This window comes from Devosia sp. FKR38, assembly GCF_005222805.1.
In the GTDB taxonomy this organism is placed as follows: Bacteria; Pseudomonadota; Alphaproteobacteria; order Rhizobiales; family Devosiaceae; genus Devosia.
The window spans coordinates 2,417,262-2,430,654 of the sequence record NZ_STGC01000005.1 but is presented as its reverse complement, the minus strand read 5'-3'; the positions used below and the strand labels follow the sequence as shown (position 1 = coordinate 2,430,654).

The window sequence follows — 13,393 nt, the reverse complement described above, 5'->3', positions numbered from 1 at the left end:
GGAGGTGCAGGGTGGTGGGACGACGAGAGCCCCGGGCCATCAGCTGGCCATTGGGATGACGCCATAGGTAATGCCCTTCTGGCTGAGCCAGCGGCGGTAGGCGATGGCGGATTTGTCAGCGCGGATGGGCGTCTCGGCGCGCGGATCGAGCGGCAGGCGCTTGGGATACTGGTTTTCGAGGATCGGCTTGTCCTGGCCGAAAATGGTCTGCTGGAAGCGGCGCAGGTCGGTGATGGTGGAGGTGCTATCGATCATGGACTGCAGCAGATGGGCGCGGCAGCGGTCTTGGCTCACCGGCTGCAGGAAAATGGCAATGACATCGCGGCGGCTCTCGTCTTCGGGGCAGGATTTGTAGAGCACCGAGCAGAAGGGATGGGGCACGCGATAGACATATTCGACCTCCATGGCATGGGTGGCCGATTTGGCGGCGCGGGGCTGCATGAAGCGGCAGCGGGTGGCGAGCACCTCGTCGCGCTCCTCGGAGACCTCGACGTCGTATTCCTTGACCTCGGTATGCGGCTCGGCGCCCAGGATGTCGGTGTGGACATAGGGGAAGTGGCCCATGTCGAGGAAGTTCTCGACGGCGCGCGGGGCCGACACATGAATGCCGATGGAGCCGCAGCTCATGTTCTTGCGGTCGGGCTCGGCATATTCGGGAATGGGAAAGAGCTCAGCGGTGGGCGTGCCCAGGCTGGTCCAGACAAAGCCATAGCCGGTGGTGACGGGGAGGCGATCGAGGATCGTTTCGGGATCGACGTCGTCGCCGACTTCTTCGTTGGAGCGGCGCCAGACGACGGGGAGGCCGGCGCTGTCGCGGGTCATGGCCAGGGGCACGTCGAGCAGGGTGGTGCGCTGGACCTGGCCAACGGGCAGTTCGTCGGTGGCGGCTATGACCTGCCAGAGGTCGCGGGTGATGGGATCGATGTGATCGATGGAGGGCATGGATGGTCTCAACTTTGCGCCCAGCATAGTCCGCTCACCGATGAGTGCCAGAGCAAAGTTGTGCCTGGGGGTATGAGCGCGGGGCATTGCTGCTACAGTCCGAGCATTGCGGCAGGGCGGGGGATGGCATGGCAATCGAGGGCGAGGCGCAGCGGTTTGCGGTCGGGGTGCTGGAGGAGCGGGCTTCGGCCAAGCTGCGAGACGCCGGGGCGAGCGAAGAGTCATTGCAGGCCGCGGTGCGCGCCATGCTGCATGCCTCGCTGGTGGGCGTGGACAGCCATGGCGTGCGGCTGACGGCGCATTATTGCGCCATGCTGGCGGGCGGACGACTCAACAAGACACCAAAGCTGGGCGTGGATATCCGCGGCGCGGGCAGCGCCATGATCCATGGCGACGACGGGCTGGGGCATTACGCCGCCTATAAGGCCGTCGAAGTGGGGATCGGGCTGGCGCGGGTGGCAGGCGTGGGCGCAGTGGGGATCAACCATTCTTCCCATCTGGGCGCAGCAGGCGCCTATGCGCTGGCTGGAGCGGAGCAGGGCTTTGTCACCTTCGCCACCACCAATACCGATTCCATGGTGACGTTGTTTGACGGGGCGGCGAAGTTCCACGGCACCAATCCGCTGGCCTTTGCTGCGCCGGTGCCAAACGCCGAGCCCTGGCTGCTGGACATGGCGACCTCTTCTATCCCGCTCAACCGCGTGCTGCTGCACCGGTCCCTCGACAAGGAGTTGCCGCCGGGCGTGGCGGCCGATGCGCATGGGGTGGCGACGCAGGATCCGCACCAGGCCGATCTGTTGTTGCCGTTGGGCGGCAGCGATTTCGGCTACAAGGGGGCAGGCCTCGCCGGGGTGGCGACGCTGTTCTCGGCGCTGCTGACCGGGGCGACGCTGGACCGCGACTTCATCCCGATGTTCGGCGGCGGCGATATTTCCACGCCACGCAACATGGGTCACTTCGTGCTGGTGGTGGACCCTGAGCATTTTGTCGGCCGCGCGGCCTTCGGGGCGATGATGACGGCCTATCTCAGCGGGCTGCGGCAGAGCCCGGTGCGCGAGGGGGCCGCGCCGGCCATGGCGCCGGGCGACCGCGAATGGGCCGAACGCACGCGGCGACTGGAGACCGGCATTCCGATCGATCCGGATACGGCGCGGTTCCTCGGGGTTTAGGGCCCGCTATTCCGCGGTCTCTTCGGGCGGGCTCACGACGACGTCGGTGGCGACCAGGACGTGGTCCCGGATTTCGAGCGTAATGGTGGCGCTGCCGCCCGAGGGACAGCAGTTGGCATCATCGTCCTTCCACAGGCTGGTGCGGGCGAAATAGCCCGTCCAGGGGCTGGAGAAGTCATAGGCGACGCCCTTCCAGATGCCGAGGCCAGCCGGCAGTTGGTCGGCGATGGCCTGCTGCCACTGGTCCATGTCCACGGGGGTAAAGCCCATGCCGTCTTCGTCGCGCTGATAGAGGCGGTCCGCATTCATCACACCGGTGCCCTGGCCATAGCCGGGCTGGTGCAACACGCCTTCATCGTTGAGGCGGGGGATCTGAAAATAGCCATCAAAGCCGGAATCGAGAACGGACCAGCCATCGGTATGGTGCAGCAGGACGAAGCCGCCAATGACGCCATCGTCTTGGGTCGAGCCGGACTGGGTCTGCCAGGCCAGAAACGGCGCGCCATCATTGTCGCCATAGTCATTAACGTTCAGGAAGCCGGCGGTGATGACCTTGCAATCGTCGAGGGATGCCAGCAGGCAGGTGCTGCCAATGTCCTTGGTGGAAACCGGGGTGTCGCCGGCGGCCCAGACGGGGGCGGCCAGAGCAAGCACCAGCGATGTGGCAGTGGCGAAACGGGACATGGGCATGCTCCTGTGGAATAGGCCGGGCGAGATCAGTTGCCGCGATAGATGTCGAAGGGCCCGAAGGCCTGGGTGGTGGCCATGAGCTGGAGGCGGTTGACGTTGACATGGGCCGGGAGCGTGGTGCTCCAGAAGATGGATTCGGCAATGTCCTCGGCATTCATCGGCTTGGTGCCTTCATAGGGCTTGGCGGCCTTGGTCTCGTCGCCCTTGAAGCGGACGAGGGAGAATTCGGTTTCGGTCAGGCCCGGCTCGATATTGGTGACGCGGATGTTCTTGCCCTGCACGTCGGCGCGCAGGTTGAGCGCGAACTGCTTCACAAAGGCCTTGGTGGCGCCATAGACCGAGCCGCCGGGATAGGCATAGTCACCGGCCACCGAGCCCAGGGTCACCACATGGCCGCCGCCGCGGGCGATCATGCCAGGCAGCAGGGCGCGCACGGTATAGGCGAGCCCGGTGACATTGGTCGCGATCATGGTTTCCCAATCGGTAATGTCGGTTTCGGCGGCGGGCTGCAGGCCCAGCGCCAGGCCGGCATTGGCCAGCACGATATTGATGCCGTCAAAGGGCGGCGGCAGGTCGGCAATGACGGCGGCGATGGCGGCGCGATCCTGCACATCGAGCTCGGCGATATGGCAGTTTTCCGCGCCCAGCTCGATCTGCAGGTCAATCAGCCGGTCACGCCGACGGCCGGTGGCGATGACCTTGCCGCCCGCTGCTACATAGCGTCGCGCCGCCGCTGCGCCAAAGCCGGAGGTGGCGCCAGTGATGAAGACGACGAAGCGGCTGGGGTCGAGCATCTGATACATGATGGGTCCTGAATTTTCGGCACGGCAAGCGCAGGGTGGACCGTGGCCACGGGGGCGTCAACCGGGACGCTGCGGGCCGGGCGAGCAGGACCTTTCCAAATTGTAACGTGATTACCAAGTGCTCACGTGATCGGTTCCGCGCCTGCCATTATATTGGCAGGGAACACAAATTGTGGATGGCAAAGTTTGAGACGCGTCCTGAAGTGGCTGGTGATCCTGATTGTGCTGGGCGGGGCTGCCGGCGCGGCCTGGTGGTATTTCCTGGCTGAGCCCAAGGCGGCGACTGCGCCGACCACGGTGGCGGTCAAGCGCGGCAGCATCGAGCAGACCGTGCTCGCCTCGGGCGTGCTGGAGGCCAATTCGCTGGTGAGCGTGGGCGCGGAAGTGTCCGGGCGCATCGAGGCGCTGCATGTGGCGCTGGGGCAATCGATCAAGAAGGGCGATCTGATCGCCGAGATCGACAGCCTCGACCAGGAGAATGCGGTCAAGACGGCGCAGGCCGTGCTGGCCGGGATCAAGGCGCAAAAGCGCAGCCAGGAGGCGACGCTGGTCAAGGCGACAGCGGCCCTGGAGCGCAGCAAGCAGCTCAATGCCAATAGCCTGGTGTCGCAGACCGATCTGGACACCGCGCAGGCGGCGGTGGATTCGGCTTCGGCCCAGATCGACCAGCTCGATGCACAGGTGGCGCAGGCCGAGCTCAGCGTGGAATCGGCGGAGTTGAACCTGGCGCGCACCAAGATCGTGGCGCCCAGCGATGGCACGGTGGTGGCGCTGCTGGTCGAGCAGGGGCAGACGGTCAATGCCAATTCGACCAGCCCCACCATCGTCAAGATCGCCGACCTCGACACCATGGTGATCAAGGCGGAGATCTCGGAAGCCGATGTGGTGCGCGTGGCGGCGGGCCAACGGGTCTATTTCACCATTCTGGGCGAGCCAGACGTGCAGATCGACGCCAAGCTGCGCGAAGTGGAGCCGGCGCCGACCTCGATCAATTCGGACACGGCCAGCAATGATGCCGCGGTCTATTACAACGGGTTGTTCGACGTGCCCAATCCGGATCACAAGCTCCGCATTTCGATGACGGCGCAGGTGACTATCGTGCTCGATGAGGCCAAGGATGTGCTGACGTTGAGCTCGGCGCTGGTGACGCAAAAGAACCCCAGGGGCGAGACCATGGTGATGGTCTATGACCCGGCGAGCCAGACCGTGAGCCCGCGCAAGATCGAGGTGGGCCTGAACAACAACGTGCTGGCCGAGATCACCAGCGGGCTCAACGAGGGCGACGAGGTGGTGTCGGGCAGCAGCAGCGCGCGGGCAGGCGGCGCCAGCGGCGGCGGTGGCAATGCGGCGCGCTTCGGCGGGCCGGGCGGGCTGATCGGCGGACGGCCGTGAGCGAGGCGCTGATTTCGGTCCGGGGGCTGACGCGACAGTTCCAGACCGGCGCGGAAACCGTGACCGTGCTCGACAACGTCGACCTCGACATTCGCCAGGGCGAGATGGTGGCGATCATCGGCCAGTCCGGCTCGGGCAAGTCGACGCTGATGAACATCCTGGGGTGCCTGGATCGGCCGACCAAGGGGCAGTACCTGTTTGCCGGGCGGGACGTCAGCAAGCTGGCGCCCGATGCGCTGGCCGAGCTGCGGCGCGAGCATTTCGGCTTCATCTTTCAGCGCTATCAGCTGCTGGCTGATCTCGACGCGGTCGAGAATGTGGAAATGCCGGCCATCTATGCCGGGATCGCCGGCGGCGCGCGGCGGGAACGGGCGATTGCGCTGCTGACCCGGCTGGGGCTGGGTGAGCGGCTGACCCATCGCCCCAATGCGCTGTCGGGCGGGCAGCAGCAACGCGTGAGCGTGGCGCGGGCGCTGATGAATGGCGGCGAGGTGATCCTGGCCGACGAGCCGACCGGGGCGCTCGACAGCAAGAGCGGCAAGGAGCTGCTGGCGCTGCTGGGTGAGTTGCACCGGGATGGGCACACCATCATCATCGTGACGCATGACCCGGCCATCGCCGCGCAGGCGGAGCGGGTGATCGAGATTTCCGACGGGCGGATCATTGCCGACCGGCGCACGGGCGAGGGTACGCAGGTGGCGCGGCCCAAGGAGATCATCCGCCGCATTGCGCGCTGGCGCGAAGGGATCGACCGCGGCATGGAAGCGCTGCGCATGGCCGTGCGGGCGATGGTGGCGCACAAGCTGCGCACGTTCCTGACCATGCTGGGCATCATCATCGGCATTGCCTCGGTGGTGAGCGTGGTGGCGCTGGGGCAGGGCAGCCAGCAGACCGTGCTGGCCAATATCGCCTCGATCGGGACGAACACGATCAATATCTATCCGGGCACGGGCTTTGGCGACCGGCGGTCCAACCGCATCCAGACGCTGGTGCCCAGCAATGCGGCGGCGCTGGCGCAGCAGCCCTATGCCGACAGCGTATCGCCGCAGGTATCGAGCAATGCCACGGTGCTGTTCCGCAATACCTCGTCCAATGCCACGGTGACGGGGGTGGGTGAGGGCTATTTTCAGGTCAATGGCCGCAAATTTGCCGCGGGCACCGGGTTCACGGCGCAGAGCATCAACCAGCGCACGCAGGATGCGGTGATCGACGCCAATGCGCGGGACGCCTTCTTCGTCAATGGCGAGGACCCGATCGGCCAGGTGATCCTGCTCGGCAAGGTGCCGGTGCGGGTGATCGGGGTGGTCGAGACGGTGACCGGCTTTGGGCCGGGCGGCAATTCGGCCAATGTCTATGTGCCCTATACCACGGCGATGGATCGCATCCTCGGCCAGTCCTACCTCAGCTCGATCTCGGTGCGGGTGGACGATGCCTATGACATGGACCAGGCGGAAAGCGAGATCACCGAGCTGGTGACGCGCCTGCATGGCGGCAAGTCGGACTTTTTCCTGCAGAACACGGCGACCATCCGCGACACCATCGAATCGACGGCGGCGACGCTGACGCTGCTGATCTCGACCATTGCGGTGATCTCGCTGGTGGTGGGCGGCATCGGGGTGATGAACATCATGCTGGTGAGCGTCTCGGAGCGCACCAAGGAGATTGGCATCCGCATGGCGGTGGGGGCGCGGCGGGGCGATATCCTGCGGCAGTTCCTGATCGAAGCGGTGCTGGTGTGCTTTGTCGGCGGCGCGGCCGGGGTAGGGCTGAGTTTCGGGCTCGGGGCCCTGCTGACTACGCTGGTGCCGGGTGCAGTGGTGGCCTATTCGACGGAATCGATCGTGCTGGCGATCGTCTCGGCGAGCGTGATCGGGGTGGTGTTCGGCTTCATGCCGGCGCGCTCGGCCGCCCGGCTCGACCCGGTGGAAGCACTGGCGCGGGAATAGGTTTTGGCGTCGTCTGACCTCGGTAAGGGCGATCACATTTTCCAGTCCGGCCCGGTGCTTGCTTGTGCGGCGGGGCGCAAACGCCCTAAGGTGCGCCCCAAATGACGTCTGCTCGGCAGGCGGGGCGCATCGTTAACGCAATGTTGCGTCCCAATAGGCTAAAAACGGCTTGAGCCTCATCTGGTTAAGCGTAACGGGCGGGAACTGGTCCACTGCATATCGCGCGTCTGGTCACGAGTATTGGCGCCTTGTGCGTTGCGGCAGCCGGTTTCGGGCTTGGCGCAGCCCCTGCGGCTGCGTTCGAGCTGTTTGGCCTCAAGCTGTTCGAAGATGCCAGTGCGGTCGACCCCGATGCGGTGATCGCCGATCCCCAGCCCTATCGTGTCGTGGTGACGGTCAATGCCGACAGCACGCTCGAGAGCGTGGTGCGCAATGCCTCCGCGCTGGTGGCCGATGCGGGTGAGCCGGCGTCGGGCGCGGCGGGGCTATTGGCCAAGGCGCGGGGCGATTATCGCCGCATTGTCGCGGCGCTCTATAACGAAGGCTATTACGGCGGCACGGTGAGCATCCGCGTCGGCGGGCAGGAGGCGGCCAAGCTGGCGCCCGACGTCAATCTGCCCGACCCGGTGGATGTGGCGCTGGTGGTGGACCCCGGTCCACTGTTCCGCTTCAACAGCGTCAATATCGTCAACCAGGCCATGTCCACGACAGACCCGTGGGACCAGGTGCCGCTGCCTGTATCGCAGGGCTTTGGCACGGGCGAGATTGCGCGCTCGAGTGTGATCCTCAAGGCGGAAACGCTGGCGCTGGAAGCCTGGCGGCAGCAGGGCTATCCAAAGGCCGAGATCGCCACGCGCGACGTGGTGGCCGACCACAAGAGCAACAGCGTTGACGTGACCATCACGGTGCAGCCGGGCCCCAAGGCGGGCTTTGGCGATGTGACGGTGACGGGCACCGAGCGCATGGACCCCGAATTCGTGCGGCGGCAGACCGGGCTGGTGGTGGGCGAGGACTATGATCCGGACACGCTGGTGCGGGCGCAAAAGCGCCTCGACCGGCTCGAGGTGTTCCGGGCGGCGCGGCTGGAAGCGGACGATGCCGTGGGTGCCGACGGGCTGCTGCCCTATAGCCTGATGGTGCAGGAACTGCCCGGCGCGCGCTTCGGCTTTGGCGCCACCTTTGCCTCGATCGATGGGCTGGGGCTGGAAGGCTATCACCTGTGGCGGAACCTCTTCGGTCAGGCCGAACGGCTGCGGCTCGATGCGCGCGTGGCCAGCATTGGCTTTCCCATCGATACGGCCAAGTTCGACTATATGTTCGGCGGCACCTTCACCAAGCCAGGCGTGTTCACGCCCGACACCGATCTGGTGGCGGCCATTTCGGCGGAACGCACGGTCTATCCGACCTATACGGAGACCTCGGCCGGCGGAAAGCTGGGGTTGAGCCATTTCTTCTCTGACCAGATCACGGTGTCGGGCGGGGCGCAGTTCGAGCGCAACCGGTTCGACGACAGTTTCGGCACACGCGACTTCGCTACTGTCGGGCTCTATAGCGACGGCATCTTCGACTTCCGCAACGACAAGGTCGACGCGACGCGCGGCTTTTATGTGCAGGGCACGCTCGAGCCGTTCTATGAGGCGCGCTACGGCAATGCCGCCGCGCGGGCGACGCTGGAAGCGCGCACATATTTTGGCTTTGGCGAGAACGACCCCTATGTGCTGGCGGGGCGGCTCAAGGCCGGCGTGCTGCTGGGGCCAAGCCTGGCGGAAATCCCGCCTGACCGGCTGTTCTTTGCCGGCGGCGGCGGCTCGGTGCGCGGCTATGGCTTTAAGTCCATCGGCGTCGACAATGGCGCGGGCAAGGTGACCGGCGGACGCTATCTGCTGGAAGGATCGCTGGAAGCACGCGCCAAGGTGACCGAAAACATCGGTGTGGTGGGCTTTGTCGACGGCGGCTATGTGGCGGCCGATGTATTCCCCGGCCTGGCCGATCTGCGCATCGGCGCGGGCGCCGGCGTGCGCTATTACACCGGCCTGGGGCCGCTGCGGCTTGATGTGGCCGTGCCGCTCAACAAAAAGGCGGGCGACCCTGACTATGCCATCTATGTCGGCATCGGGCAGGCGTTCTGATGCGGCGGCTGTGGATCATCGTCCTGCTGGTGTGCGGGCTGGCGGCACCGGTGGCGCTGGTGGCGCAAGACGTGCTGACCATGAGCGAGAGCGAGCAGAAGGACTGGCTCACCAGCTTTGTGCAGGACCGGCTCTCGACGCCCGAACGGCAGATCCGCATCTCCAATATCGATGGCGCGCTCGGCTCGGATGTATCGGTGCGCGAGATCACCATTTCCGATGACAAGGGTGTCTGGCTGCGCGTGAGCAATGCGCGGCTGAACTGGAACCAGGCGGCGCTGTTCACCGGGCGGCTGGAAGTGCGCTCGCTGACCGCCGATTCCATCGAATATCTGCGCAATGCGGTGCCCAGCGAGCAGATGGACCTGCCGCCGGCCGAGGCGGGGAGCCTCAGCATTCCGGAGTTTCCGGTAGCCATCGTGTTGCAGCAACTGAGCGTGCCGAAGGTGACCTTCGGAGAAAGCGTATTCGGACTGGGTTCCGAGATCTCGGTCGAGGGGGCATTTGCGCTTGAGGGCGGCAACCTCGACACCAAGGTGGATGTGGTCCGGCTTGATGGCCCCGGCGGCAATCTGGATCTCGATCTGGCGTATACGCGGGCCGACAGTAGCGTCGACATCGCGCTATCGCTGGTGGAGCCAGAAAATGGTGTGCTGGCCAATCTGCTCAGCATCGAGAACAAGCCGGCGGTGACGCTGAGCCTGACCGGCAAGGGACCTGTGGCGGATCTGCAGACGACGCTGGAGCTCAAGGCCAATGGCGTGACGGCGCTGAGCGGGGCGGCCACTGTGCAGCAGCAGGCCGAGGGTTTTGCGATTTCGGCCGATCTGCATGGGCCGCTGTCGAGCCTGGTCGCCGAGGCCTATCGCCCGTTCTTTGGCGACGAGACGGCGCTGAGCGCCAATGCGCTGGTGCGTGCGGCAGGTGGGCTCGATATCAGCAGCCTGCGCCTGAGCGGCGGTCAGCTCTCGCTGCAGGCTTCGGCGCAGACCACGGCAGACAATTTCCTGCGGCAGCTATCGCTGACGGCGCGCGTGGCCGATCCGGCTGGTGGCAGCGTGCTCCTGCCGGTTCCCGGCGGGGCAAAGCGGGTGGATGCGGCCCTGGTCAATGTCAATTTCGGCGGCACGGCTGACAGCGGCCCGCAGGACTGGAGCAGCGATGTGACGGTGAGCGGCTTTGCCCAGCCGGGCTTTGCCGCGCAGACGCTGAGCCTCAAAGCCGGCGGCGTGGCCAGCGCGCTGGACGATCCGACCAGGCGCATGGTGACCTTTAATGGCGACGGCGCGCTGAGCGGCATTGCGGCGAGCCCGGAGATCGAGGCGGCCTTGGGGCAGAGCATCGGCATCGGGGTGGCGGGGCTTTATGAAGCCGGCAAGCCGGTGCAGCTGGCGCAGCTGCGCGTGGTGGGCGGCGTGCTGACGGCGGCGCTGTCGGGCCAGCTCGACGGGCTGGATTTCAGCGGCGACATTGGCGTTGAGACCGCGAGCATTGCGCCGTTCTCGGGGTTGGCGGGGCGGAACCTCGATGGCGGGTTGTCGCTGAAAGCCAAGGGCACGATTGCGCCGCTGACCGGTGGCTTCAACCTGACGCTGGATGGCACGGGCGCGAATTTGGCGATCGATGATGCCCTTGCCGATGGGCTGCTCAAGGGCACGGTCAAGCTCACCGGGCGGGTGGCGCGCGACGAGACCGGGCTGACCGCCGACCAGTTCCGCATCGCCAATCAGCAATTGCAGGTGCTGGCAGACGGCACCTATTCCAATGCCGTGGCCGATTTCGGCTTCACGCTCGATCTCAGCGATCTGGCGCTGCTGTCCAACCAGGCCAAGGGCGCGCTGTCGGTGGTCGGCACCGCCAAGGGCACTGACGGGATTATCAATCTGGCGCTCGACGCCAAGGTGGCCGAGGGCGCGCTGGCCGGGCGGGCATTGCGCGACGGGGCGCTGGGCTTTGCCGGGCAGGTCAGCAAGGCCGGGCTGGTGGGCAAGATCAATGGTGGCGCGGGACTGGACGGGCATCGCACGAGCCTGGTTGCTGATGTCAATGTGACCGAGGCCACCCAGGCGCTGGCCAATATCGACTTCCAGGCGGCGAGCACGCGGATCAGCGGCGGGCTGACGCGCACGGTGCTGACCGGGCTGATCGATGGCGGGCTGAGCGTGGTGTCACCTGATGTGTCGGTGGCGGCGGCACTGGCGCTGCTCGATGCGCAGGGCGCAATCAATTCTGACCTCACGCTGGCGCCCGATGGCGCCAAGCAGAGCGCTACTATCCGCGCCGATGTCAGCGGCCTCAAGGTCAATGACATTGCGGTGGCCGCGGCGGATGTGTCGGCGCAGGTGGGCGATCTCTTCGGCGTGCCCATGGTCAATGGCGCGATCAATGCGCGTGGCGTGGCGGCTGCGGGGCTCGACATCGAGACGTTGGCGGCCAAGGCCAGCCAGAGTGGCGAGACGACCAGCTTTGACGCGCAGGCCGCGCTGAGTGGCGGCACCTCTGTCGATGTGGCCGGGGCGCTGACGCCGACGACGGACGGCTATCGCCTGGCGCTCGACCGGGCGCAATTGCAGCAGGGCCAGTTGGCGGCACGGTTGGCGCAGCCGACGGTGGTGCAGGTGGCCGGCTCGCGTGTGGCGCTCGATGCGGTGCGGTTCGATGTGGGGTCCGGCTCGATCACGGCCACAGGTTCGGCGGGCGAGACGCTCGATATAGCGCTCGATGTGACGGCGCTGCCGCTGTCGATTGCCAATACGGTGATACCGGCGCTTGAGCTGGCCGGCACGGTCAATGGCCAGGCGCAGGTGTCGGGCACGGGCGGCAATCCGCAGGTGCAATTCACCGCACGGGCCGATGGCATCAATGCAGCGGCGATCAGCGAGTTTGGCATTGCGCCGCTGACGCTGGCGGCGAGCGGCAGCTATGCCAACAACAGCGTGACGCTGGCGTCGCTGACGGCGCAGGGCCAGGGCGGGCTGTCGGTCAAGGGTTCGGGCAGTATTCCGCTGAGCGGAAATGGGCTCAATGTCGCATTGAGTGGATCGGCGCCGCTGGCGCTGGGCAATCGCTTTGTGGCCGATCGAGGCGGCCAGCTGAGCGGCGTTATTAATGTCGAGGCGCAGCTGAGCGGGTCGCTGGCGGCGCCGCAATATGGCGGGCGGCTGACGACCAGCGGCGCGGGCTATGTCGATCCCGAACTCAACCTGCGGCTTGAAGGCATTGCCGCCGCGGCGCGGCTGGATGGTACCAGCCTGCGCATTGAGCAGATGAGTGCGAACCTGTCGACGGGCGGATCGGTGTCGGCATCGGGCAGCGTGGGGCTCAGCGGCGGCTTCCCGGCCGATGTGCGCATCGGGCTCAATGGCACCCGCTATGCCGATGGCAATCTGTTCGTGGCGACGCTGTCGGGCGATTTGGCGCTGACGGGCAATCTGACGGGCTCGCCGCTGTTGGCGGGCACCGTGCAGGTGGAAAAGGCCGACATTACTGTGCCGGAGAATTTCGGCGGCGGGGCAGCGCTGATCGCGGTCGATCATGTGGGCACGCCCAAGGCGGTGGAACAGACGCTGGAGCGGGCGCGGATCGATGACCGCAGCGGCGCGCCGATCCCACAGAACCGGCCCAAGGGCGTGGTGCTCGATGTGATGGTCAATGCGCCCAACCAGATCTTCATCCGCGGGCGCGGGCTCGATGCCGAAGTGGGTGGCTCGGTGCGCATCACCGGACCGATCGGCAATATCCAGCCGGTGGGCGCCTTCTCGCTCAATCGCGGGCGCCTGGCCATCCTGGGCCAGCGCGTGACGTTTGACTCCGGCACGGTGACGCTGGTGGGCGATCTCGACCCGGTGCTGAACCTGGTGGCGCGGACCCAGGGTGATGACATTACGGTGTTCGTGACGGTTTCTGGCCGGGCATCGGCCATCGATGTGAGTTTTTCATCGAGCCCCATGCTGCCGCAGGATGAAGTGCTGAGCCGGCTGATCTTCAAGCGCTCAATGGGCGAACTGTCGCCGCTGCAATTGGCCAAGCTTGCCGGGGCGGCGGCCGAACTGGTGGGCGGCGGCGGCAATGGGCTGGTGGACAGCCTGCGCGGCGCAGCGGGCCTGGCGGACCTCGATGTGGTGACCGACGACAAGGGCAATGTGGCCGTGCAGGCCGGCACCTATATCCAGGACAATGTCTATCTGGGCGTACAGGCCGGGGCCGGCGGGCAGAGCAAGGTGACGATCAACCTCGATGTCACCGACGACCTCAAGGTGACCGGCGCCGCCAGCCAGAACGGCAATTCGAGCCTGGGCGTGTTCTATGAGCGCGACTACTAG

Annotated in this window: 8 protein-coding genes; 5 read left to right on the top strand and 3 right to left on the bottom strand. The window is 66.1% G+C overall.

Annotated features, from left to right (window positions below; all coding sequences use genetic code 11):
* Window positions 1–39: 39 nt before the first annotated feature.
* Window positions 40–942: an aromatic ring-hydroxylating dioxygenase subunit alpha gene (locus E8M79_RS16725; RefSeq protein WP_137152985.1), complete on the bottom strand. Its 903-nt coding sequence runs from the start codon at window positions 940–942 to the stop codon at window positions 40–42.
* 128 nt (window positions 943–1,070) lie between these two features.
* On the opposite strand from E8M79_RS16725, the gene E8M79_RS16720 reads away from it, so the two are divergent.
* Complete coding sequence (locus E8M79_RS16720; RefSeq protein WP_137152984.1) at window positions 1,071–2,111, top strand: Ldh family oxidoreductase; 1,041 nt, start codon at window positions 1,071–1,073, stop codon at window positions 2,109–2,111.
* Window positions 2,112–2,117: 6 nt separating this feature from the next.
* On the opposite strand, the gene E8M79_RS16715 is transcribed toward E8M79_RS16720, so the two are convergent.
* On the bottom strand, window positions 2,118–2,795 hold the full coding sequence (locus E8M79_RS16715; protein WP_137152983.1) for a hypothetical protein: 678 nt from the start codon (window positions 2,793–2,795) through the stop codon (window positions 2,118–2,120).
* A gap of 32 nt (window positions 2,796–2,827) precedes the next feature.
* A complete protein-coding gene (locus E8M79_RS16710) occupies window positions 2,828–3,604 on the bottom strand; it encodes an SDR family NAD(P)-dependent oxidoreductase (protein ID WP_137152982.1) in 777 nt (258 codons plus the stop codon).
* 186 nt (window positions 3,605–3,790) lie between these two features.
* Between E8M79_RS16710 and E8M79_RS16705 the strand changes: the two genes are divergently transcribed.
* The 4 genes from E8M79_RS16705 (at window position 3,791) to E8M79_RS16690 (ending at window position 13,393) form a co-directional block, all read left to right on the top strand.
* On the top strand, window positions 3,791–4,996 hold the full coding sequence (locus tag E8M79_RS16705; RefSeq protein WP_137152981.1) for an efflux RND transporter periplasmic adaptor subunit: 1,206 nt from the start codon (window positions 3,791–3,793) through the stop codon (window positions 4,994–4,996).
* A complete protein-coding gene (locus tag E8M79_RS16700) occupies window positions 4,993–6,942 on the top strand; it encodes a MacB family efflux pump subunit (protein WP_137152980.1) in 1,950 nt (649 codons plus the stop codon). The genes E8M79_RS16705 and E8M79_RS16700 overlap by 4 nt, the downstream gene beginning before the upstream one ends.
* Before the next feature lie 248 nt (window positions 6,943–7,190).
* On the top strand, window positions 7,191–9,071 hold the full coding sequence (locus E8M79_RS16695) for an autotransporter assembly complex family protein (RefSeq protein ID WP_137152979.1): 1,881 nt from the start codon (window positions 7,191–7,193) through the stop codon (window positions 9,069–9,071).
* A complete protein-coding gene (locus E8M79_RS16690) occupies window positions 9,071–13,393 on the top strand; it encodes a translocation/assembly module TamB domain-containing protein (protein WP_137152978.1) in 4,323 nt (1,440 codons plus the stop codon). Before E8M79_RS16695 ends, E8M79_RS16690 begins: the two co-directional genes overlap by 1 nt.

Coding starts and splice junctions, on each gene's coding strand:
- E8M79_RS16715 (WP_137152983.1), bottom strand. CDS start 2,795: ATGTCCCGTTTCGCCACTGCCACATCGCTGGTGCTTGCTCTGGCCGCC.
- E8M79_RS16690 (WP_137152978.1), top strand. CDS start 9,071: ATGCGGCGGCTGTGGATCATCGTCCTGCTGGTGTGCGGGCTGGCGGCA.
- E8M79_RS16710 (WP_137152982.1), bottom strand. CDS start 3,604: ATGTATCAGATGCTCGACCCCAGCCGCTTCGTCGTCTTCATCACTGGC.
- E8M79_RS16725 (WP_137152985.1), bottom strand. CDS start 942: ATGCCCTCCATCGATCACATCGATCCCATCACCCGCGACCTCTGGCAG.
- E8M79_RS16720 (WP_137152984.1), top strand. CDS start 1,071: ATGGCAATCGAGGGCGAGGCGCAGCGGTTTGCGGTCGGGGTGCTGGAG.